Source organism: Streptococcus sp. S5, assembly GCF_034134805.1.
Classification (GTDB): domain Bacteria; phylum Bacillota; class Bacilli; order Lactobacillales; family Streptococcaceae; genus Streptococcus; species Streptococcus lingualis.
Genome location: NZ_CP139419.1, coordinates 297,708 through 320,318, shown reverse-complemented (window position 1 = coordinate 320,318; position 22,611 = coordinate 297,708). Strand labels below are relative to the sequence as shown.

The following is a 22,611-nucleotide window of genomic DNA, read 5'->3' as shown; positions in this document are numbered from 1 at the left end:
TTCTTGAACTCTTTTTTATTTCACTTCGGAGATCACTCCAGTATCCACATCATACACAGCTCCTGAGATAATGACATCCTCTGGAATCAAAGGGGAAGCCTTGAGAAGCTCCATATCCTCGCGGACACTCTCTTCAATGTCTTGAAAGGGGAGGAAGTCACGCTCTCCGACATCTACTCCCAATTCTTTCTTTAGATGCTGCCGGAAACTTTCGTTATCAAAGGTTTGTGCACCACAGTCCGTATGATGCAAGACGACGATTTCTCGAGTTCCCATTTGCTGCTGGGAAATGACCAAGGAGCGGATCATGTCATCGGTCACGCGCCCTCCAGCATTCCGCAAAATATGGGCATCTCCAAGAGCTAGACCCAATGCTGGTGCCACGTGAAGGCGAGAATCCATACAGGTCACGATGGCAACTTGTGTTTTGGGCTTAATCGGTAGATGGAGGTCTCCATGTAGACCCACATAAGCTTGGTTGGCTGTTAAAAAATTATCAAAATAAGACATGGTCTCTCCTTCATTCCTTTGAAATTCAAATCATCTATTATTTTATCATATCTACTCCTTTCTGTCAGGTGCTTTCTACTCGTATTTGTCACATCGGAAAAAGAGAGTGGGACAGAAATCGGAAATTCGTTAGAATTCGATTTCGTCGTCCCACCTCCGCACAGTTGAGTAGGGCTGTAAAAGCTGATGAAATCAGCGTAATAGAGTCCACTCAACCACTGCGTCTTGCTCGACAATCCAAAAAAATTGAGAGGCTAGGACTTTTGTCCCAGCCTCTTTTCTTCTATTAAAATACTTTTTTTAAGACTTCACTTAGTGTCGTCACACCGATGACCTGGATCCCCGATGGCGTCGTGATCCCAGTCAGAGAATTTTTCGGAACATAAATCTTGGTAAAACCAAGCTTAGCCGCTTCATTGATCCGTTGTTCGATCCGATTGACTCGGCGGACTTCTCCGGTCAAGCCCAACTCTCCAACGAAACACTCTTGCGGGTTGGTTGGCTTGTCCTTGTAGCTGGAAGCAATGGCTACGGCTACGGCTAGGTCGATAGCCGGCTCATCCAACTTGACACCACCTGCAGACTTGAGGTAGGCATCCTGATTTTGAAGGAGCAAACCCGCTCGTTTTTCTAGCACTGCCATGATGAGACTAGCTCGGTTAAAATCAAGCCCCGTTGTCGTCCGCTTGGCATTCCCAAACATAGTCGGAGTCACCAAGGCCTGTACTTCAGCAAGAATTGGACGCGTCCCTTCCATGGTCACTACGATGGACGAACCAGTCGCACCGTCTAAACGCTCTTCTAGGAAAACTTGACTCGGATTGAGAACTTCAACCAAGCCACCTGATTGCATCTCAAAGATCCCAATCTCATTGGTCGAACCAAAGCGGTTTTTTACTGCCCTCAGAATCCGGAAGGTGTGGTGACGTTCTCCTTCAAAGTAGAGGACCGTATCCACCATGTGCTCCAACATACGCGGGCCCGCCAAGGTTCCTTCCTTGGTCACATGGCCGACGATAAAGATGGCAATGTTGTTGGTTTTGGCCAGCTGCATAAGCTCAGCGGTTACCTCCCGTACTTGAGAAACTGACCCTTGAACTCCTGAAATCTCAGGAGACATAATAGTCTGGATAGAGTCGATGATGAGAAAGTTAGGCTGGATGCGCTCCACTTCTGCTCGCACGCTCTGCATATTGGTCTCAGCATAGAGGTAAAACTCGCTATCGATATCACCCAAGCGCTCTGCTCGTAACTTAATCTGCTGGGCTGACTCCTCTCCACTGACATAGAGAACCGTTCCCACTTGAGATAGCTGGGTCGACACTTGAAGGAGAAGGGTCGATTTCCCAATCCCAGGATCCCCACCGATGAGGACGAGACTTCCTGGTACCACTCCGCCTCCAAGGACGCGGTTAAACTCCTCCATCTCCGTCTTGGTCCGGTGAACATTGATAGAGGTCACGTCCGCTAATTTCATGGGTTTGGTCTTTTCACCCGTCAAGGACACACGCGCATTCTTAACCTCGGTGACCTCAACTTCCTCGACAAAAGAAGACCAAGATCCACAGTTTGGACAGCGGCCTAGATACTTGGGTGAATTGTAGGCACAATTTTGACAAATAAAAGTCGTTTTTTTCTTAGCTATGATGATTCTCCTTCTACTGCAACTCCTATAGAGTGCCACTTATACAATGTATTTTGAAATTTCTTCTGGTTGGCAACTCCGACAGCAGACAAATCGACAGAAACCTGATAATTCTCCTTAACAGCTGCCAAAATGGAAGCCTTGACACATCCATTGCCATCTACCCCTATAAACTCTATGCTTTTAGCACCGTTTCCCTCTAAAAAATCTTTTAAATCTGGATTAGTAAAGCAAGAAGCCCGACGCTTCTCAAAAATACGAGAAGATACAACCAGCAAGCCGGTCGCAAATTTCTTCTTTCTATCTTTTCTCTCCCAGAAAAAACGATTGAGAATATAGATAACTCGGTCGCTAGGATAGGTAGCAATTTTGTCATTTACAGCTGCAGTCAGTTCTTCATGATATGCTTTTCCTACAGCAACATAATCTGACTGCATGTCTACAACTAATAAATAGTCTGCCATTTTATTCCTCTATTTCCCTGTTGACCCAAATCCACCAGTCCGCACGCCGTCTGCCTCATCCCCATCTGCAATTAAGAAAGGAGCAAAGACAGCCTGAACTATACGTTCGCCAACTTCAAGGACGACTTCCTGGTCGGTAATGTTTTTCATCTGAGCAAAGATATGGCCTTCATTTCCTGGATTGCCATAGTAGTCTCCATCAATGACCCCCACAGAGTTGATCAAGACCAGACCTTTTTTACGAGGGTTAGAGGAACGGTCATAGAGATAGAGCACCTCAGTCGGTTGCATATAGGCCTTGACCCCAGTTGGAACGAGGACGATTTCCCCAGGAGCAATCACCGTGCGTTCTGCCACTTTTAAGTCATAGCCGGCCGCATGCGCTGTCTCCCGCTTTGGCAGCAAGTCCAGATTAGTATAGGTTGATACAAGTTCAAATCCACGAATTTTTGTCATCATAATTCCTCTTTTATCTAAATAGTTTCCATCTCTTCTATTATACCATCACTTTGCCCTAGCGTCTCCCCTATACTACTATTCGTATTTTTTGAGTAAAAACCTCCTTTTTCACCTTCATTATTTGTAAATTATATGATGATTTCATGGTTGTTTTCTAAAAGAAAGTGAAAATTAATGAAACAGCTTAAAAACACCTAATTTCACCGATTTTAGCTTGAAGCCAATTATTATTTTTGCTATAATTCCCTGTGTAGGGAATAATTTTAAAAGTAAAATATTTTACCCTATAAAATTATTTAATGGAGGTCGTGTCTCAGCACTCGATTCTAATTACCAACAGATAGGATTTGAAAGATCCATATCGTTAAAAGTAATCAGGTATTGATGATTAGGCACTAATTTTTTTATGAAAAGGGAAGATAAGATGAAGAATAGGAATATCAAAATTTTCTCATTTGTCCTTTGTTTAGTGGCCATGCTTTTCGCTTTAGGTCTGAATCGCACTTCAGCAGAAACTCCTGGAGTGACAGTAAGCGGAAAATGGGTCGATACAATTTCAAACATACAAGTTTCCAATAATGAAGGCGGCAACCTTGATTGGGAATTAGGACAATGGGCAACGTTCCGTATTAATGCAACATATAATTTAGCAGGTAAAAATGTTAAAGCAGGTGACCAAACTACAGTTACCGTACCAGATGCATTAATTATCACATCCGATAGTTTTGAAATTCGCGATATTAACACAAATGAAATTATCGCTCATGCTACTGTTGATGCTGAAAATAAAAAATTAACATTAACGTATACAGACTATGTTGAAAAACATTCCGATACAAATGGATCGTTCTTCTTCTATGCCCGTATCGACTTCAAAAAGCACCCTCAACAAGGAGAAATTCCGGTTGAAGTGACGGTTAACAACAAAACAATTATTGCAGGTAAAGTTACCTTTAAAGGGGTTGGTGATGGTGATCCAAACCTTTTAAAGAAAACAAGTTGGGTTCACAAAGATGACCCTAAGACTATTTCCTATACCATTTCTGTGAACCAACTAAAGCAAAATATTAAAGAGGTTACAGTAGAAGACACATTGCAATTTACCAATGCTTCTTATGTTAAAGATAGTTTTCGTGTGACAAAAGGTGAGATGTCTTATGTCGATGGTGGATGGCAATTTAATAATACTAAGGATGTAACCAATGAACATCCTGTAACTGTTGGTGAAAATGGTCAATCATTTGTTGTGAATCTTGGAGATATCAGTGAGACGGATCAATACCGTATTACGTATGATGTCCACTTAAATTACTCACCAGCCGATGGGGAAGTCTTAAATAACCAGGCTACTTTAAAAGGTAAGAACATTAAGACTAAAGAAGCAGTAAATAAAGCTGCCGTTCAAATTGCTGGTGGTTCTGGTATTGGTTATGTCTTTACCATTCATATCCATAAGGTGGGCGACGAAAATCAACCACTTGCTGGAGCTAAATTCAAAGTGGTACGTCAAGCCAACAACCAAGTAATCGGTGAATATGTGACCGATAAAGATGGGAATATCACAGTCAATGGTCTTTTAAAAGATAAATACATCTTAACGGAATCTGAAGCACCAGCTGGATATGTGATTACTGTTGCGGATACAGTTGTAAATGCTGAAGACTTTAGTGAAACTGATAAATCAGTAACGAAGACAATCGTCAATCCAAAAGCAAAACCTAAAGCAACTCAAGCTACCATCGAATTAGATAAAACTCTGACAGGACGTGATCTAACAGATGGCGAATTCAGCTTTGAATTGTACGAGGGAGCTAACAAGCTTCAAACTGTTACAAACAAAAACGGAAAAGTAACATTTGCACCAATTGAGTACACCGAAGAAGGTGAACACACATACACTGTTAAGGAAGTAGCTGGAAATATACCAGGTATTACTTATGACAAGACTGATAAACAAGTAACTGTTAAGGTGAAAAAAGATGGCGACACCCTGAAAGCAGATGTGGCTTATCCAGAAAATAAAACCTTCTCAAATACTTATACGGCTCCAAAACCAACAAAAGCTAAAATTGAAGCCAGCAAGATTTTAGAAGGCGGCGAATTAAAAGCGAATGAATTCAGCTTTAACTTATTGGATGAAGCTGGTAAAGTCCTTCAAACAAAACAAAATGACGCAGATGGTACTGTAGCCTTTGATGAACTTTCTTATTCACCAGAGGATGCAGGAAAAACTTTCCACTATACAATTAAAGAAGTTATTCCTGAATCAAAAGTAAAAGGAATGACCTACGATCAAGGAAACATTGATGTGACTGTAACTGTCACAAAAGATGATGCAAGCAATACGCTTAAGGCTACTGTAGCATATGGTGATAAGAAATCCTTCACCAACAAATTGGTAACCACTTCAATTCCACCAACTCCTCCAGTGGTTGAAAAACCTGAATTGAAATTGTACAACATTCAATTACACAAAGCTAACGCAGAAGGAAATGCTCTTGCAGGTGCTGTATTTGGTCTCTTTGAAGCCGATGGTACTACTCCTGTAGCGAATCCTTATGGTGCAGGTCAAGCGACTGCAACTTCTGATGCAAATGGTCTTGTAACCTTTACAGGATTTGAAGCAAAAGATTATGTGGTGAAGGAATTGACTGCTCCAGATGGTTATCAACTATCAACAGATGTAATTAAAGTTTCTGCTAGCGAGTTAAAAGATGCGACTAACCTCGTCGTAGACAAAGGAACAGTAGTCAACAAACCATTCACTTCAATTCCACCAACTCCTCCAGTTGTTGAAAAACCTGAATTGAAACTCTACAGCATCCAATTGCACAAAGTGAACCAAGAAGGGAAAGCTCTTGTTGGTGCCGTATTCGGTCTCTTTGAAGCTGATGGCACTACTCCTGTAGCGAATCCTTACGGTGCAGGACAAGCAACTGCTACTTCTGATGCGAACGGTCTTGTAACCTTTACAGGATTGGAAGCAAAAGATTATGTGGTGAAAGAATTGACTGCTCCAGACGGTTACCAATTATCAGATGAAGTTATCAAAATCGCAGCTGGTGATTTGGTTGCTTCAAATAGTGTAGTGGATAAAGGAAATGTCGTTAACAAACCATTTACTTATATCCCTCCAACTCCTCCAACTGTTGACAAACCCGAGTTAAAACTTTACAACATCCAATTGCATAAAGTGAATCTAGTAGGTCAAGACCTTGCAGGTGCTGTATTTGGTCTCTATGAGGCAGATGGTGTGACACCAGTTGCCAACCCATATGGCGAAGGTCAAGCGACTGCTACATCCGATACCAATGGTCTTGTTTCCTTCACTGGATTGGAAGCAAGAGATTATGTTATTAAGGAGTTGACAGCGCCAGCTGGCTACCAATTATTAACGGATGTTATTACTGTATCTGCTAGCGAATTAAAAGCTGCACCTAACCTTGTAGTAGACAAGGGGACCGTCATAAACTATCTAACTCCACCAAACACTCCTCCTACTACACCACCAAACACACCACCAAACACACCACCAAACACACCACCAAACACACCACCAACACCGCCTACTACACCACCAACACCACCAACACCACCAACACCGCCTACTACTCCATCAACAGACAAACCAAAAGGAGATAAGCCTTCTGGAAGTCAACCAAAAGAAGATAAGAAACATACCCTTCCTTCTACAGGTGAAACAGTAAGCGAAGGACTAGTAGTTGCAGGACTTGCGCTTGCAGGAGCTGGAAGCATGCTCGTTGCCAAAAAACGCCACGAATAATTCTTTAAACAGGTTTTCATCTAGCAATGCTAGATGGACCTGTTTTTTTTGAACGACTATCCTGTTTTCTGACCTTATTTCCAGTATTTTTTCGTCTTTTCTCAGACACAAAAAGAGGTAGGCTCAAGGTGTACTGACCCCAAAAAGTTAGACAATTAATTTATCCAAAGGATTTAGTTCTGTATTGCACAGGACTGAGTCCTTTTAATTTTACCTTAATGCGTTTATTGTTGTAGTAATCAATATAGTTTACAATAGCTTGTTCCAATTGGTTAAGTGACTGAAACGTATTCTCATAACCATAAAACATTTCGGACTTAAGAATGCCAAAGAAGGATTCATCATGCCATTGTCTGGGCTATTACCCTTACGTGACATAGATGGCTTGATTCCTTTATCCTCTAAAAAATGATGATAAAAATCGTGTTGATATTGCCATCCTTGATCACTATGAAGAATGGTATTCTCGTAATGTTCCTCACCGAAGGCCTGGTCTAACATAGCTTTCACTTGTTCTAAGTTCGGCGATGTAGAAAGATTATAGGCGATAATTTCGCTATTAAAGCCATCTAAAATTGGCGATAAATAGAGTTTTTGAGTGCTTGCTGGAATGGCAAATTCTGTCACGTCCGTATAGCACTTTTCCATTGGTTTGGATGCTTCAAACTGGCGTTGAATAAGGTTATCTGCTTTCTTGCCAACTTCTCCTTGGTAGGAAGAATACTTGCGTTTACGACGAATTCGGGCACTTAAACCAAGGATCTTCATCAGACGTTGGACCTTCTTATGGTTTACTATATAACCACGATTCCTCAATTCTAGAGTCATTCGGCGATAACCATAATTTCCTTTATGCTCAGTATAAATTGACTGAATTTCAGCTTTAATATCATGATTTTTATCGCCTTTATCTAACTGCTTTAGCTGGTAATAATAGGTTGAACGAGCTAACTTAATAATCTTTAGAAGAGTTTCTAAAGCAAACTCTGTTACCAATCCTCGAACAATTTTCGTTTTTCTTCTTGCTCTTTCTCGTCCCTCAATCGGAGTTCTCTCAACTTTTTTAGAATGGCATTCTCCGCTCTCAGGTACTCATTTTCTGCTTGAAGCCGTTCTAACTCTGTCATCTCTTCGGGTTTCTTCTTTGGTTTACGTCCCATTTTAGGTGCTCTCCCTCTTGTTTTCTCAACAATAGTATACCCGTTTTTCTTATATTGTGCTATCCAATTAGGCAACATTCCAACACTTAGAAGAGCATAATCTAGAGACACCCTTATTTGAGAACGACCTTCAAGTAGAACTTTATCAATGATCTCTTGTTTTAGTTCAGGTGAATAGTAACAATTCTTTCCTTTTTTGACGATTTCTATTCCATAACGATCAATCAATTTAATCATGTACTGAAGATTGGGAATTGTTATCCCAAATATATTTGAAATCTCTTTGAAGGTTCGCCCTTGTTTTCTAAGTTCATAGATCTGAACTTTATCTTTATAAGTTAATTTCATAATAAAAACACCCCAAAAGTTAGATTTTTCTGTCTAACTTTTGGGGTGCAGTTCAAGGCCAACCTCTCACTTCATTATAACTCCTGCAACAAATAGCGAAACAGTTCTAAATTCCCTTTTTCTTCATTGACCAAGTATTCTGGGTGCCACTGCAAGCCCATAATGCGATGACCATCTACAGCTTCAATGGCTTCGATGGTGTGATCGCGCGGATCAAAGGCGGTCACACGAAAATTCGGTGCGAGATCCTTGATACATTGACGGTGCACGGAATTAATCCGACTGGCCTGTCCAAAAAGCTGCTCTACCACACTGCCTTTTTTAGTCTGGATAGAATGGGAAGTCCCAAACGGAAGTCCTTGCCAATGCCCTTCGATCTCTTGGTTGAGTGTTCCTCCAAAAGCCACATTGATCAACTGAACCCCACGGCAAATTCCTAGAACCGGTTTGTTTTGGCGTACTGCTTCCTTCAGTAGGGCAAGCTCAAATTGATCCCGTTCGATATTGTAATCATCGCTCTCGATGGTTTTTTCTTCGCCATAGAGACTAGGATCGACATTTTGGCCTCCACTTAAGATCAATTTATCAATCGTTTCAACATAGTCCTTAACTAAGGAAGGATCTCCCATCGGGATGACCATTGGAAGTCCACCTGCTTGACGAATCCCTTCCGCAAACTGACTAGATACAGAGGAATGAAGGTTTTTCCCTTCCGGGTCCACCGGACAGAGATTAGCGGATACTCCAACAATTGTTCTGCACATATTCATTCCTCCTTCATTTTAACTACTACTTATCTTACCACCCATTAGTGATAGTGTCTAATATGTATTTTTTAAAACCGTGATAGATTTTATTTATCACTCTCACCTTCCTCACAAAACAATTGATGATCATACAAGTTTTTTTACCTATATTATGTTAAAATAGAGAGGAAAAAAGAATCGTCCTTCAAGGCACACATTTGGCCGTTTCGAAGGCGCAAGCGCTAGATTTCTAGCCTTGTTGAAAAATAGACATAGAAATGGAAGATACAATGGAAAAACAAACCGTTGCAGTATTGGGTCCTGGTTCATGGGGAACAGCCCTTTCACAAGTCCTCAATGATAACGGCCATGAAGTCCGTCTCTGGGGAAATATCCAAGAACAAATCGATGAAATCAATACCGCTCATACCAATCAACGCTATTTCAAAGACATCGTTATTAGCGAAGAGATTACTGCTACGACCGATCTGAAAGCAGCTTTGGACGGCGTGGATGCTATCCTTTTTGTCGTTCCTACAAAGGTGACCCGCTTGGTCGCTAAACAAGTCGCTGAAACACTGGATCACCCTGTCACAGTCATGCACGCTTCTAAAGGGCTCGAACCTGGTACACACGATCGGATTTCTCAAATCCTTGAAGAAGAAATCCCTGCTTCTCTTCGCAGTGAAGTAGTGGTCGTTTCTGGACCGAGTCATGCAGAGGAGACCATCGTACGGGACATCACCCTCATTACAGCAGCTTCAAAAGATTTAGAAGCTGCACGCTATGTTCAAGAACTCTTTAGCAATCACTACTTCCGTCTCTATACCAATACAGATGTTATCGGAGTGGAAACTGCTGGAGCCTTGAAGAATATCATCGCAGTCGGAGCTGGAGCCCTGCACGGTCTTGGTTATGGGGACAATGCCAAAGCAGCCATCATCACGCGCGGTCTCGCTGAAATCACGCGCCTTGGCGTTAAGCTCGGAGCTAGCCCATTGACCTATAGCGGTTTGTCTGGGGTTGGTGATCTGATCGTTACCGGAACTTCTGTCCATTCCCGCAACTGGCGAGCTGGGGATGCTCTCGGACGTGGCGAAAAATTGGAAGATATCGAAGCCAACATGGGTATGATCATTGAAGGGATCTCTACGACCAAAGTCGCCCACGAGCTGGCCCAAGAATTGGATGTCTACATGCCGATTACACAAGCCATTTACCAAGTCATCTATGAAGGAAAAGATATCCGCGAAGCCATCCACCACATGATGAGCAATGAATTTAAAGAAGAAAATGAGTGGAAATAAGTCAACCACCCTAACATCAATCCTACCTTTTAGAAAGGAAACTATATGACTAAAGTTAGAAAAGCAGTCATTCCTGCGGCTGGTTTGGGGACACGCTTCCTCCCAGCTACCAAAGCTTTGGCAAAGGAAATGTTGCCAATCGTTGACAAACCTACGATCCAATTTATCGTAGAAGAGGCTCTGAAATCTGGGATTGAGGAAATCCTTGTCGTAACAGGGAAGGCCAAACGTTCGATCGAAGACCATTTCGATTCTAACTTCGAATTGGAATACAATCTCGAGCAAAAAGGCAAGACTGACTTACTCAAGTTGGTCAATGATACAACAGCGATCAATCTTCATTTCATCCGCCAAAGTCACCCTCGAGGTTTAGGGGACGCTGTTCTTCAAGCCAAAGCCTTTGTTGGAAACGAGCCTTTTGTCGTTATGTTGGGAGATGATCTCATGGACATCACTAATGATGATGCCTTGCCATTGACCAAACAATTGATGAACGACTACGATGAAACCCATGCATCCACTATCGCTGTGATGGAAGTCCCTCACGAAGAGGTTTCTTCTTACGGTGTGATCGCACCTCAAGGAGAAGGTATTAACGGTCTTTATAGCGTTGAAACTTTTGTCGAAAAACCAAACCCAGAGGATGCTCCAAGTGATCTCGCCATTATCGGACGCTACCTCTTGACTCCTGAAATCTTTGATATTCTTGCAAATCAAGAACCAGGTGCTGGCAATGAAATTCAATTGACGGATGCGATCGACACCCTCAATAAGACCCAACGAGTCTTTGCCCGTGAATTTAAAGGCCAACGCTACGATGTAGGTGATAAATTCGGCTTCATGAAAACTTCGATCGACTATGCCTTGAAACACCCTCAAGTCAAAGATGATCTTAAACAATATATTATTGACCTTGGAAAAAAATTAGAAGCAACTGAACAAACTGCAGACTAATCATTTTCAAATCTACAGAATACAAAAGAGACTGGCCATATCATGTAAGAGCTTTGCTGCCCTACAATGGTCAGTCTTTTTTTATAAAAAAGAGGCTGGATAAAAATCCGGCCTCTTTCGTTTCATTGGACTTGGTCCAATTTACTTTTTATTCTTATTGTTTAAGGATGAACATTGTAAGAATAATTTGTATTTGGGAAAGTTTCAATTTCGCCTGGATTAAAGTTAGAACCGAAGCGATTATTGTTGTTTACACTGTTTCCTACTACAGGAGCTTCAACCGGAGATTGAACTTTTTCTTCTGGCTTCACAGGCGTTTCTACTTTCGAAGATACAGCAGGTTGTTTATCCTTGTTAGCAGCATAGCCAAAGCGATTATTTGGATTTCCTTCTGCATTTGCTGGAATGTCTTTATTAGAAGGTGTTGCTACATAATCTGGAGCCGGAATTTTAATTTTGTTCACATCTTCATTGATTTGTGGTTTTTCTGGAACTTTTGGTGTATCTGGTTTCTTAGGTTCTTCAGGATCTTTATAATTATCTGGTTGAGAAGCACGATATGGATCAGATTTACGTCCAGCTGCCTCTAATTGTTTTTCCATTAATTTTTCATAATCTTTGAAGTGTTGGAAAAGACGATCAGACAATTCCAGTGCATCTTTTGTCACCTTATCTTCGGCAGCTTTTGCAGCTTCCGGTTGATCTTTCAACGCATAATATTCAATATCTTTCTTTTCTTGATCAACAATAAATTGTTTTTCAAGAGCTTTCCAGTGATCTTGGACTGATTTTCCAAAGACATCTTGGTTATTGATCGCCATATTGTCAATGTGCCATACTGTCCAATACCATGAATTTGGATCATAAGTTGCTGTTTGAGGTTTGAAAGCTTCGTAAGTATCTTTTAGATTACCATAGAATGGAACATAAGGAGTGTTCCGAGATGGTCCCATACCAAGCCATAACGTACCACCAAATGATTTTGGAAGTTTTGGATTGATTTGGTAGACATGGGCATCAATAACGTTTTCGTTTCCTAAAGCATACTTGTATTGGTCTTTACGAACAGCATCATTGCTACCATTATCCCCTTGTTTCTTGACACCAATTTGATCGTCTGGAACAAAACGACCATTCAAATGTTCAAAACGGTTGCGTTGGAGAGCAAAGGCATCTTCCAAAGTAAATTTCTTGTTTGGATCTGTTGGTGAGCGGAAGAGTTCGTATTCATCATCTTCATAAGTCACTTTTGATTTTGGATCCAAAAGAGTGATTCCTGCGTAAGTACGTGAACGGTCTCCTTCAGCATATTTTTCTGGTCCATAAGATTTAGCGATATGGAAGTTACCATCTTTGTCTGTCTTGTAGTTACCAGATTCTTTGGCTACTTTTTCGACATCTTTCGAAGCGATCACATTTTCCTTGTCATTCAAATCCACATGACCAAGGTAGTAGGTATTTGCAAAGACTGCATATTTGTCTTCTGGGACTTTTACTGCTACATATTGGTGACCAGAAAGAATTTCCATGTACCAAGTTTCTTTCTGGTCCGCAATAACAACTGTATTCCCCTCAGCTGAACCTTTTTCTTCAATGACTTTCGCAAGTAATTCGATTCCTTCGCGAGCAGATTTTGCACGAGGTAAAATTACATCAAGCATGGCAGCTTCTGGAATTCCCTTTTCTGTCAATGGGTCAGTCTTCAAGACTTTTTTGTTTGGAATGGCTGTAACAGTTGAGGTCATAGAAACGCCGGCTTCGTTAAATCCATGTTCACCAAAAGCACCGTTACTACCATCTCCACGAGCAGAGTCATAAGTCGCTGTGTATTTCATTTCACTAGCAGCATGTGGATAGGTAAAACCATTAGATTCGTCTTCCAGTTGATCCCCTTCCTTATAGTTCTTCGCATCAACAACTACAAAGTTTTTGTTGTGCTTTCCACCATTTGGATAGTAAGGGTAGTCTTCTGTCCGACCAAAGAGAGTGGTCCCATCCTTGGTCAATTGGCGACCAATGATAAAACCGCAACAGGCTTGAACAGCTTGAATTGGTAGGAGTAAAAGTGTCATCGCTACCAATGAGAGTTTTAACAACCATTTTTTCATGGCAAATCTCCTTTGTTTTTGCACTACTTTTGACAAAATAGCACTATTTTTGGTTTTTATATCTCCAGTTTACACCTTTCTCAACCCTTTTGCAAGCGCTTTCTATTTTGCATTTTTATACTTTTTTACCCATGATTACCTTCTCTATGGACCTAGCAATAGAAGGCTCATTTAGCCTCTACAAATATATTATAATAAATATATACAATCCTTTGCATTTCAAACAATTTTCTGTTAGTTTACGATTTTGCTACATTTTTTAGGAAAAAAAGAGAGTGGGACAGAAATCGGTAATTCGTTAGAATTCGATTTCGTCGTCCCACCTCCGCACAGTTGAGTAGGGCTGTAAAAGCTGATGAAATCAGCGTAGTAGAGCCCACTCAACCACTGCGTCTTGCTCGACAATCCAAAAACAATTAAGAGGCTAGGACTTTTGTCCTAGCCTCTTCTTAAAATAGATTCAAGATTTTACCTAAGAAATAAAGCAAAAGCAAGAGATAAGAGAGGGCTGCACTCATCTGATAGGTTCGGTTCATAAAACGAGCTTCCCCTCTTACTGGAAAGACATAAGCCAACATGACCCCAGCTACTAAGCCACCGATGTGCCCCGCCATACTGATTCCTGGCATGAAGCTAAAGATCAAATTGACCACAATCAAGCTGGTATAGGACTGACTCAAGTGGCGAATATAGGGACTTTGGACAATAAAGCGCAGCGCACCAATGGTCCCAAACAGTCCAAAGAGGGCTGTAGAAGCTCCTGCTGCAATCACATCTGGCGTAAAAATAGCAACAAAGACATTACCCATCATGCCTGATAAGAGATAAAGAGCTAAGAAAGCCTTCGATCCAAAGAGATCTTCTGCCAAACGTCCTAAGTAATAGAGGGTGATCATATTGAGCACAAAATGTTCTAGGCCGATATGAACAAATGTAGCTGTCACTATTCGCCATAACTGGCTAGGATCGACTTTCACAACCTCTCCAATAATACCACCGCTATAGTAAATAGCAGCACCTGTTTGGTAGTCGCCTCCAAATCGGATAAACATGGAAAGAAAGACTGCCGTTGTGACGAGCAACAAGAGGCTGGTCACAGGATAACGACGATCAAAGAGTAACTTCATAGACTAGCACCTCCTGAACTGCCTGATCAAACGTATCTGGCTGGAAATCCTTCTGCTGGATGGAATAAATCGTACTAACCGTTTTTCCAGTAAAATCTGCTAAATAACGATCATAATAGCCACCACCATAGCCAATTCGGTAGCCTTTTGACTGGAAGACCACGCCTGGTACATGGATCAGATCAATCTCTGACTGTTCCACAAGCTTTCCTTTTTCATTGGGCTCCAGCAAACCAAAGCGTGTCTTTTCCAAAATATTAGGATCGTATTCCACAAATTCCATTCGCCCTTGTGGATAGGTACGGGGAACACAGACGCGTTTTCCAAGTTGAAGAGCTGCTTGGATCAAGCTAGCTGTGGAAACTTCATGGTCAAAAGACAGATAGGTCGCAAGGGTCTTTGCCTCCTGAAAAGCTGGCAGCTCCAAGAGGCGCTGAGTCAGCTCTTCATCTGCTTGAGTTTTCACGGATTCTGGCAACTGTTTCATGGCTGCAATGGTTTCTTTTCGTAGTGTTTTCTTCATTCCCTACTCCTTTTGTCTAGCTTTAATTGTATCATTTTTTAGGAAAGATCCGAACAGTTTTTATACAACAAAATAAAAATCCAACTCCAGACGGAGTTGAATCATTCCTTTATTGGTTAGCTTTCATTTTCAAAAATTTACCAATGTTTTCCACAGCAAAGGGAAGGGCTGCTTCATTTGGGCTCATCTTCGGATGGTGCAGGGCATAAGGGGTATCAATTCCTAGCCAGAACATGACACCCGGGACCTTGCTCAAGAGAAAGCCAAAGTCTTCTCCTGTCATCGCTGGCAAGATATCAATCAGGTTCACGTCTTCCTCAGCTGTGAAAAAGTCCATGAGTTCTTTGGCCAACTCTGGTTGGTTTTCCACAGGCAGGTAACCTCCTTGCTTGAGTTCCAGATCTAATTCTACATCAAAAGCGGCTGCAACCCCTTCCGCAATCGTTTTGACCCGTTTTTGAGTCAGTAGGTTCATCTCCATGGTCAAGGTCCGGATGGTCCCATGAAGGAAGGCGGTCTCAGCAATCACATTGTTGGTGGTTCCTGCATGCATGGAACCAAAAGTGACCACTGCCCCTTCAATCGGATCGACATTTCGACTCACGACCGATTGGACTTGGGTAATGAAGTAAGAAGCTGCTACAAGAGCATCATTGGCTTCATGTGGAAAGGCGGCATGCCCTCCCTTTCCTGTAAAGGTAATCTTGACTTCACAGGTCCCTGCAAAAAGGGTACCGGTATTGGTCGCAATGTCTCCCACCTTCAAATCAGGGCGTACATGCAGACCATAGAATTCATCAGGGATCCAGTCGCCAAAAGCATTGTCCTTATACATGAGCATCCCACCAGCCTCATTTTCTTCAGCTGGTTGGAAGAGAAAGAGCAGGTTATTCTTTGGTTGCACTTGGACCAGTTGATCCAAAAGCCCGAGGGCTGTTGTCATGTGCATATCATGACCACAAGCGTGCATCCGTCCTTCGTGCTTAGAGGCAAAATCAAGGCCCGTTTGTTCCACAATCGGTAAACCATCTATATCTGTCCGCCAGCCAATGGTTTTTTCAGGTGCAGTCCCATGAAGATAAACCAGGATCCCGGTCCGCCAAGTCCGTTGCTCTACAAAGTCCTTGCCTGCTGTGATCTCTGCGATCCGGTCCAAGAGATAAGCTTGGGTTTCAAATTCTTCCAATCCAATTTCAGGTATTTGGTGCAAATCCCGCCTGATTTTGATTAAGTCCAATGTCATCGTTGTCTTCTTTCTATTAGAATAGAGGCCTTGCGGCCTCTATATTTCTATCTTACAAATTACGCAAGGCGTCTTCGAGTGCTGTTTTTTGTTGTGTTTTTTCGTCAATTTCCTTGATGATGCGAGCTGGGACACCAGCTACAACCACATTTTCAGGGACATCTTGAGTAACGATCGCTCCAGCGGCAACGACTGAACCGTTTCCAACTTGAACTCCTTCAATCACAACAGCGTTGGCACCGACCAAGACATTGTCACCGATCCGAACAGGCTCAGCAGAAGCTGGCTCAATGACTCCCGCAAGAACGGCACCCGCACCGATGTGGCTGTTTTTACCAACAGTAGCACGACCACCAAGAATAGCCCCCATATCAATCATGGTTCCTGCACCGATTTCAGCACCGATATTGATGACAGCACCCATCATCACGACAGCATTGTCTTCGATGGTTACTTGGTCACGGATAATAGCGCCTGGTTCAATACGCGCATTTAGGTAGCGTTTATCCAGTAATGGGACAGCTGAGTTACGGCCATCTTGTTCTACCACATAATCCTTGTTTTCAGTCAAGTTAGCAAGAAGGGGCTCGATATCTTTCCAGTCACCGAACAAAACATTGCCAAGCTTGGTAACAGAAGCAGGAACAGCTGTTGCCAATTCCCCTTCAAAGGTTACTTTCACATTGGTTTTCTTTTCTGCATTTCCAATAAAAGCGATAATTTCTTGTGCAGACATTTTTTGTGCAGTCATGAGATTCTCCATTCATTTCAATTAAAGGTATTCATATTATACCACAATCCTAGTGAGATGAACACCTAAGGCGATGTGGAAGTTGATGTCGCTGGATCTTCTAGACCCTTGATTTCACTGATGGTACGATTGCTGCCAAAGTGAATAATGACGGAGCGCGAATCAGAAAGCTTATAGTAAAAGGTTAAGAAGGATTCTGACCCTAGCATACTCGACCAAGAAACACTGCTAGGAATTCCTACTGTATTCACAAGATCTGAATAGCTCGTTCCTATTTTCATATTGGCAAAATCTTCTCTGTTTAAGCTACCATTTTTATTGGCTAATCGCTCACTGTTTAAGTTTTTAAAATCAAGAGAAGATAAACGATCAACACCAATATTTGAAAGTAAAACTGTTACGGAAGAAGGAGAGCCTTCAGACTGATACTCCAATTGTGTCATAAAAGGACTGACACCACCTTCTTGGTAGGTTTCTTCTCCACTGCTAGCCTTCCCCAGTACAGCTACCACATCCTGTGGAGACAGAGAAGTTGAAGAGTAACGTCCTTGATCTCCCTCACTTAAACCAGGAATCAGGGAAATGGCCTTCTCATAGGTCACTTGAAACTGAAATTCCCCCTCCGGAGCAATCAAGGTACTCGTACCACCCTTCAAGGTTTCCTTTCTTGTTCCATAAGATAGACCAGTGCTTCCATATTCACTAGTAGTAGAAGAACTATGAATACCTCCTGAAGCCAGATAGGCAAATAATCCCAGCATGGCCAATAAACCAAAAAAGGCGGCTAGCGAAGACCCTTCACTCTTAGAGGAAGGACGATAGGTTTTCTCTCTATCCGATTGGAAGTCTAGTACAGTTTGTCTTGGTTCTGAATGCCTGCTTCCCCCTAATGAAGCCAGATCGGCTTCTGAAATCAAGCGACTCCCACCCTGGTGAGAGGAAGCTGCCTTGATGTCTGTCCGTTGATCGTCCAATGATGTCTCCCTTCTTATACCAACACTAATTTCTTGCCTTTTTTCTTGAATTCCATCACCACTTCTGACTGACCTGGTAGCTGGTAAGTCGCGCGATACCCCATTCCGCCATCTGACACTTCCCCCCAGATTAAGCGTTGAGGATTTCCTAGTTTCTTAATAAGCTGGGCGAATTCTGCACCTTTGTGCTCTTTTTCAGTAATGATTTCTTTCTCACTGCTTGTCTTCTCTTTTGCGTCCAACAAATTCGTCGCATCCACCATCATCAAGCGATACCCCTGGTCTTTTTCCTGTTCAAACCACAAGGTCACACTTTTCTTACCCTGATCGGTTTGCTTAGCTGCATAAGTCAAGACGAGAACCATTTTATCTCCTTGATCTGTCTTTGTGTAGCGAACTTTTTGGGCTTTTCCCCATTCCGTCACAACTGTTTCCAAGCGGGTTCCTGGTTGCTGACTCTGCTTGAGACGAACTTTTAAATTCGCCACAGCTTCGATGGTCCATTTAAACTGTTTGATTTCTTGTTCCTTGCTGACCAAATTCTTGTAATCCTTTGGCTGGAAATGAGTCAGTGTTTGGTCCTCCTTGGTATCGGTTCCCTGCTCCTGCACCTGGATGCTTGCAATCGCAAGTAACAATCCTAAAACAAAACACAAAAACGGCAGCAAGAGCTCTTTTCGATTCTTTTTCATCCACTCGATCATCTGCTTCACCCCTTCTTCGTCAAACGATACTGACCACTATGGTCACGTTCAAAGGTTAAAGAGACCAGTCCATCTGTCACCTGATAAGACAGGGCTAGGACTTGCTTGTCCTTTTCAGAGGTCAAACTAAGAGAATTGGGAAGACCTGATTTTTTCAAGACATCTTCTACTGCTGTCCCCTTTTCCTTTTTTCCATCTAGTGTCTGATAGCCTGTAAAATCTGCCAGTTTTAAGTTCTTTTTGCTCTGATAGTGAGCCGACTTGGGCGCAAAGCCTTGAATCGAGCTCAAATAAAAGGTATCATCCTGCTTTTGAAATTCTATGGTATAAGGATGAATCCCCTGCACAGGAGTCCCATAGCCTAGCTGGACTTGCGCTCCAAAAGTCGTATCTTCTTGTGTAAAACTCGCTGCTTTTCCAAATTTTTTGACAAATGCAGACAAAGTCACCCAATTTTTTTGCGTCTTTCCTTCATCCCTTGCAAGGTCCAATGACAACAAGTCCTCTAAAGCCGGCTCTTTGGAAGAAGACGCAACAAATTGCCGGCTGTCTTCTTGCATGCGAGACAAACTCAACAAGCGATCTTTGGGCAAAGTTTTCACTGGATGAATCATAAACACCAAGCAAACACCAACCATAAAAGCCAGTAAAGCACTCGCAGCTTTTTGGAGGATCCGCTTATGATGTTCTATCCACTGTTTCATTTCTTCCATCCTTCATGCTCTTTCTATTCAAACTCTTTCTATTGTATAGAAAATTAGCGTATTTGTCTCGTCTTATCCCAAAAAAGAGGCGCTTGCCTCTTTCTTGTCTGATCCTTTTAGTAGCTGTCTTTACTGCTCAAGAGAAAATCTCCATTTTCTTGGCGAATAAAGGTCAAATCCACGTAGTCCCCATTTTTCTTTTGGAAGTCCATGACCAATTCTATCTCGTCTGAATCATCAGATGAACTCACCGTCAGATTGACTGCATCACCGTATTTTTCTAAAAGCTCTTTGTAAGAGGTCCCTCCAGCACCGGTTTCACTATCTCCAACCTTGAACCCATCTGCAAAGTTATCCTCAACCGTAAGATTTTTCCCAAATTGATTAAATTCAAATTTGACAAGCTGGAATTCTTTCCCTTTCTTAGAGTAAGTCGCTTTGACCTCTTTATTATAAGAGTTATCATCCCAAAATAATTTCAATTCTCCACTTTCAAATTGAACGGAGCTAGCTTTCCCATAAGCTTCAATCATTTCCTCAGGAGTCTCCCCAGCATCACTTCCTGTTAAAAACTGAAGTTGCTCGATATCAGACTGTTTCCAGCTAAAATCAACTTCCGCGTCTTCTGCGGTCAATTGATCCAAATCGATATTGGAAGACGAACCAGACTGGTTGCCTGACCAAGAAGTCTGCTTTCTAGATGATGACGTACTAGGGTTAACATGACCAATCAAATAGCCACTGACACCACCGATAAGGAGACCCACTAAAATCCCAAGGGCAAAACGAATCGCCTTCTTGTCAGCAGTATCCATCGGTCTTCCAACAGGAGAAAGAGGAGCTTGTGGAATAGGTATGCCAGGAATAGGTGCTGTTTGCGGACTAACTGGTTGAGCTGCTATGTTTTGAGGAGCTTGAGGCGCAGGCTGGAATGGAGGAGTCGGTTGGGGAGCAGCAACTACATCTGGATGTTCTCCAACAGTTGCTTCATCCACCTTTGGAAGCTCCACTGCTTCTGAAATAGCTGGCTTGTCTGCCTCTTCTTTCATTGCTTCCGTCTCCGTCACTGAAAGGCCACTAGCTTCTGGAACGACCAAGTCTTCGGCTTCTTCTTTTGGGACAAAGGCTGGCGCAGCCACATCAAATTGAGGCGCACCCTCTACGGGAGTATGTTTCATAAATTGTTCTTGATCTTTCTCGGACATTTCGAATTCTCCTTTTTATTCTTCTCTTCTACTATAACATAAAACCAAGCAAGGACCAACTCCTGTCTGTTTAGACTGAAAAAGATCGGACCTTTTAGAAACTTCTATTAAAATTTCTTTCGAAGGGTGACAATCGCAATCAGATTACCATATGATCGAGAAACATAACTAGATCGTGTTTTTATAATTAATTCCAGGGGACAAAAATATGAGTTTGTTTAGCAAATAAAAAAACGATCTTTTTCAAGATCGTTTTGTCTATTGATTAAAGACGAGCGTTGAGTTCTGCTCCAAGTTCTTCAAATCCTGGTTTACCAAGAAGGGCAAACATATTTTTCTTGTAGGCTTCAACACCTGGTTGGTCAAATGGGTTGATCGCATTCAAGTAACCTGAAAGGGCGATAGCCAATTCGAAGAAGTAGATGGCATAACCAAGAGTGAAGGCATCTTGCTCAGGAAGAGTCACGTACATGTTTGGCACGTCACCGTCAGTGTGGGCAAGAAGAACACCGTCAGTTGCTTTTTTGTTTACGAAGTCAACGTCTTTTCCTTGAAGGTAACCAAGTCCATCAAGGTCTTCTTCCAATGTAGGGATGATCACGTTCTTACGTGGTTTGTCCACACGGACAACTGTTTCAAACATGATACGAGTTCCTTCTTGGATAAACTGACCCAATGAGTGCAAGTCTGTTGAGAAGTTAGCTGAAGTTGGGTAAATACCTTTTTGGTCTTTTCCTTCTGACTCACCAGCCAATTGTTTCCACCATTCTGAGAAGTATTGAAGAGATGGCTCGTAGTTTACCAAGATTTCAGTAGCATAACCTTTACGGTAAAGGATGTTACGAACTGCTGCGTATTGGTAAGCTTCGTTTTCTGAAAGTTTGTCTGAAGTGTAGTCTTTACGGGCAGCGTTCGCACCTTCCATAAGGGCTTTGATGTCTGCACCTGATGCAGCGATTGGAAGCAAACCAACTGCTGTCAATACTGAGAAGCGTCCACCGATATCATCTGGAACCACAAATGTTTCCCAACCGTTAGCATCTGCTTCAACCTTAACAGCACCTTTTTGGCGGTCAGTTGTAGCATAGATCCGTTTGTTAGCTTCTTCTTGACCGTATTTCTTAACCAAAAGTTCTTTGAAGACACGGAAAGCGATGGCTGGCTCAGTTGTTGTACCTGATTTAGAAATCACGTTGACTGAGAAGTCTTTATCTGCAACATACTCTACTAAGTCAGCAAGGTAAGTTGATGAGATTGAGTTTCCAGCATAAAGGATTTGTGGAGCTTTGCGTTCTTCTTTTGTTTGCAAGTTTGCAAAGTGGTGGTTCAAGAAGTCAATGGCAGCTTTCGCTCCAAGGTATGATCCACCAATACCGATAACGACCAAAACATCGCTGTCAGCTTTGATTTGTTCAGCAGCTTTCAAGATGCGGTCAAATTCTTCGCGGTCGTAGTTTTCAGGAAGGTCCAACCAACCCAAGAAGTCGCTACCAGCACCAGTTCCTTTACGGATCAATTCGTCTGCTGCTGTAACTTGTGCTTGCATGTAGTCCACTTCATGTGGGGCAACAAATTTACCCAAAACTTTTGAGTAGTCAAATTTAATATGAGACATGTTATTCCTCCAAAATTTCTTCTTCTCTATGATATCGCTTTACTGGGATTTAATCAAGGGAAACCATCCTGTAAAACGTTTTCATTTGCTAATTTTTTTATTTTCACAAATCAAGCAACGACGCAATAGCAATCGTTTGCATGTAGGGCCTTATTTTGAACGGAACAGACAAAAAAAGGGGCCTCTTCCGAAGCTCCATTTTCACGCTATTTTTCTTTGAATCCACTAATGAATTTTGGGATGATGCTGGTGAGTGATAGCTCTCACTTCGCAAAGCTCC

18 protein-coding genes and 1 pseudogene are annotated in these 22,611 nt (G+C 42.2%); 3 read left to right on the top strand and 16 right to left on the bottom strand.

The features are described from left to right. Window positions 1-15: 15 nt before the first annotated feature. The 4 genes from SM123_RS01610 to SM123_RS01595 form a co-directional block, all read right to left on the bottom strand. Complete coding sequence (locus tag SM123_RS01610; protein ID WP_320909673.1) at window positions 16-510, bottom strand: beta-class carbonic anhydrase; 495 nt, start codon at window positions 508-510, stop codon at window positions 16-18. Window positions 511-796: 286 nt separating this feature from the next. Beyond that, complete coding sequence (gene radA / locus SM123_RS01605; RefSeq protein WP_320909990.1) at window positions 797-2,131, bottom strand: DNA repair protein RadA; 1,335 nt, start codon at window positions 2,129-2,131, stop codon at window positions 797-799. A gap of 20 nt (window positions 2,132-2,151) precedes the next feature. Beyond that, window positions 2,152-2,619, bottom strand: a complete 468-nt coding sequence (locus tag SM123_RS01600; protein ID WP_320909672.1) for an isochorismatase family protein — start codon at window positions 2,617-2,619, stop codon at window positions 2,152-2,154. Between the two features lie 9 nt (window positions 2,620-2,628). Beyond that, window positions 2,629-3,075: a dUTP diphosphatase gene (locus SM123_RS01595; RefSeq protein WP_320909989.1), complete on the bottom strand. Its 447-nt coding sequence runs from the start codon at window positions 3,073-3,075 to the stop codon at window positions 2,629-2,631. 427 nt (window positions 3,076-3,502) lie between these two features. Here SM123_RS01595 and SM123_RS01590 point away from each other — a divergent pair, with 427 nt between their 5' ends. Further along, the gene (locus SM123_RS01590; protein ID WP_320909671.1) at window positions 3,503-6,862 is read left to right on the top strand and encodes a SpaA isopeptide-forming pilin-related protein; all 3,360 of its coding nucleotides are present in this window, start codon (window positions 3,503-3,505) and stop codon (window positions 6,860-6,862) included. A gap of 160 nt (window positions 6,863-7,022) precedes the next feature. Here SM123_RS01590 and SM123_RS01585 read toward each other — a convergent pair. Both SM123_RS01585 and SM123_RS01580 read right to left on the bottom strand, forming a co-directional pair. Then, window positions 7,023-8,370, bottom strand: a pseudogene (locus SM123_RS01585) (IS3 family transposase). Window positions 8,371-8,444: 74 nt separating this feature from the next. Beyond that, window positions 8,445-9,134, bottom strand: coding sequence for a gamma-glutamyl-gamma-aminobutyrate hydrolase family protein (locus SM123_RS01580; protein ID WP_320909670.1), 690 nt, complete (start codon window positions 9,132-9,134; stop codon window positions 8,445-8,447). 272 nt (window positions 9,135-9,406) lie between these two features. Here SM123_RS01580 and SM123_RS01575 point away from each other — a divergent pair, with 272 nt between their 5' ends. Together SM123_RS01575 and galU are read left to right on the top strand one after the other, a co-directional pair. Further along, window positions 9,407-10,423, top strand: a complete 1,017-nt coding sequence (locus tag SM123_RS01575) for an NAD(P)H-dependent glycerol-3-phosphate dehydrogenase (RefSeq protein WP_049516434.1) — start codon at window positions 9,407-9,409, stop codon at window positions 10,421-10,423. A 45-nt stretch (window positions 10,424-10,468) separates the two neighbouring features. Continuing rightward, on the top strand, window positions 10,469-11,377 hold the full coding sequence (gene galU, locus SM123_RS01570; protein WP_049491186.1) for a UTP--glucose-1-phosphate uridylyltransferase GalU: 909 nt from the start codon (window positions 10,469-10,471) through the stop codon (window positions 11,375-11,377). A 161-nt stretch (window positions 11,378-11,538) separates the two neighbouring features. Here galU and SM123_RS01565 read toward each other — a convergent pair whose 3' ends face one another. The 10 genes from SM123_RS01565 to SM123_RS01520 form a co-directional block, all read right to left on the bottom strand. Beyond that, on the bottom strand, window positions 11,539-13,485 hold the full coding sequence (locus tag SM123_RS01565; RefSeq protein ID WP_049486371.1) for a C69 family dipeptidase: 1,947 nt from the start codon (window positions 13,483-13,485) through the stop codon (window positions 11,539-11,541). Window positions 13,486-13,934: 449 nt separating this feature from the next. After that, window positions 13,935-14,612, bottom strand: coding sequence for a rhomboid family intramembrane serine protease (locus SM123_RS01560; protein ID WP_049486372.1), 678 nt, complete (start codon window positions 14,610-14,612; stop codon window positions 13,935-13,937). Then, complete coding sequence (locus tag SM123_RS01555) at window positions 14,596-15,135, bottom strand: 5-formyltetrahydrofolate cyclo-ligase (protein WP_049486373.1); 540 nt, start codon at window positions 15,133-15,135, stop codon at window positions 14,596-14,598. Before SM123_RS01555 ends, SM123_RS01560 begins: the two co-directional genes overlap by 17 nt. Window positions 15,136-15,244: 109 nt before the next feature. After that, window positions 15,245-16,378: an N-acetyldiaminopimelate deacetylase gene (locus tag SM123_RS01550; RefSeq protein ID WP_320909669.1), complete on the bottom strand. Its 1,134-nt coding sequence runs from the start codon at window positions 16,376-16,378 to the stop codon at window positions 15,245-15,247. A gap of 52 nt (window positions 16,379-16,430) precedes the next feature. After that, on the bottom strand, window positions 16,431-17,129 hold the full coding sequence (gene dapD, locus SM123_RS01545) for a 2,3,4,5-tetrahydropyridine-2,6-dicarboxylate N-acetyltransferase (RefSeq protein WP_003016885.1): 699 nt from the start codon (window positions 17,127-17,129) through the stop codon (window positions 16,431-16,433). 65 nt (window positions 17,130-17,194) lie between these two features. After that, window positions 17,195-18,103, bottom strand: coding sequence for a hypothetical protein (locus SM123_RS01540; protein WP_320909668.1), 909 nt, complete (start codon window positions 18,101-18,103; stop codon window positions 17,195-17,197). Between the two features lie 14 nt (window positions 18,104-18,117). Beyond that, the gene (locus SM123_RS01535; RefSeq protein WP_320909667.1) at window positions 18,118-18,807 is read right to left on the bottom strand and encodes a hypothetical protein; all 690 of its coding nucleotides are present in this window, start codon (window positions 18,805-18,807) and stop codon (window positions 18,118-18,120) included. 5 nt (window positions 18,808-18,812) lie between these two features. Further along, window positions 18,813-19,520 (bottom strand): hypothetical protein, encoded by a 708-nt coding sequence (locus SM123_RS01530; protein WP_320909666.1) that lies wholly within the window; start codon window positions 19,518-19,520, stop codon window positions 18,813-18,815. 107 nt (window positions 19,521-19,627) lie between these two features. Continuing rightward, a complete protein-coding gene (locus SM123_RS01525) occupies window positions 19,628-20,716 on the bottom strand; it encodes a hypothetical protein (protein ID WP_320909665.1) in 1,089 nt (362 codons plus the stop codon). Between the two features lie 265 nt (window positions 20,717-20,981). Next, window positions 20,982-22,331, bottom strand: coding sequence for a glucose-6-phosphate isomerase (locus tag SM123_RS01520; RefSeq protein ID WP_320909664.1), 1,350 nt, complete (start codon window positions 22,329-22,331; stop codon window positions 20,982-20,984). Between the last annotated feature and the right edge of the window lie 280 nt (window positions 22,332-22,611).

Coding starts and splice junctions, on each gene's coding strand:
- SM123_RS01565 (WP_049486371.1), bottom strand. CDS start 13,485: ATGAAAAAATGGTTGTTAAAACTCTCATTGGTAGCGATGACACTTTTA.
- SM123_RS01530 (WP_320909666.1), bottom strand. CDS start 19,520: ATGGAAGAAATGAAACAGTGGATAGAACATCATAAGCGGATCCTCCAA.
- SM123_RS01550 (WP_320909669.1), bottom strand. CDS start 16,378: ATGACATTGGACTTAATCAAAATCAGGCGGGATTTGCACCAAATACCT.
- SM123_RS01525 (WP_320909665.1), bottom strand. CDS start 20,716: ATGTCCGAGAAAGATCAAGAACAATTTATGAAACATACTCCCGTAGAG.
- SM123_RS01535 (WP_320909667.1), bottom strand. CDS start 18,807: ATGATCGAGTGGATGAAAAAGAATCGAAAAGAGCTCTTGCTGCCGTTT.
- SM123_RS01610 (WP_320909673.1), bottom strand. CDS start 510: ATGTCTTATTTTGATAATTTTTTAACAGCCAACCAAGCTTATGTGGGT.
- SM123_RS01555 (WP_049486373.1), bottom strand. CDS start 15,135: ATGAAGAAAACACTACGAAAAGAAACCATTGCAGCCATGAAACAGTTG.
- SM123_RS01575 (WP_049516434.1), top strand. CDS start 9,407: ATGGAAAAACAAACCGTTGCAGTATTGGGTCCTGGTTCATGGGGAACA.
- SM123_RS01520 (WP_320909664.1), bottom strand. CDS start 22,331: ATGTCTCATATTAAATTTGACTACTCAAAAGTTTTGGGTAAATTTGTT.
- galU (WP_049491186.1), top strand. CDS start 10,469: ATGACTAAAGTTAGAAAAGCAGTCATTCCTGCGGCTGGTTTGGGGACA.
- dapD (WP_003016885.1), bottom strand. CDS start 17,129: ATGACTGCACAAAAAATGTCTGCACAAGAAATTATCGCTTTTATTGGA.
- SM123_RS01595 (WP_320909989.1), bottom strand. CDS start 3,075: ATGACAAAAATTCGTGGATTTGAACTTGTATCAACCTATACTAATCTG.
- SM123_RS01600 (WP_320909672.1), bottom strand. CDS start 2,619: ATGGCAGACTATTTATTAGTTGTAGACATGCAGTCAGATTATGTTGCT.
- SM123_RS01580 (WP_320909670.1), bottom strand. CDS start 9,134: ATGTGCAGAACAATTGTTGGAGTATCCGCTAATCTCTGTCCGGTGGAC.
- SM123_RS01560 (WP_049486372.1), bottom strand. CDS start 14,612: ATGAAGTTACTCTTTGATCGTCGTTATCCTGTGACCAGCCTCTTGTTG.
- SM123_RS01590 (WP_320909671.1), top strand. CDS start 3,503: ATGAAGAATAGGAATATCAAAATTTTCTCATTTGTCCTTTGTTTAGTG.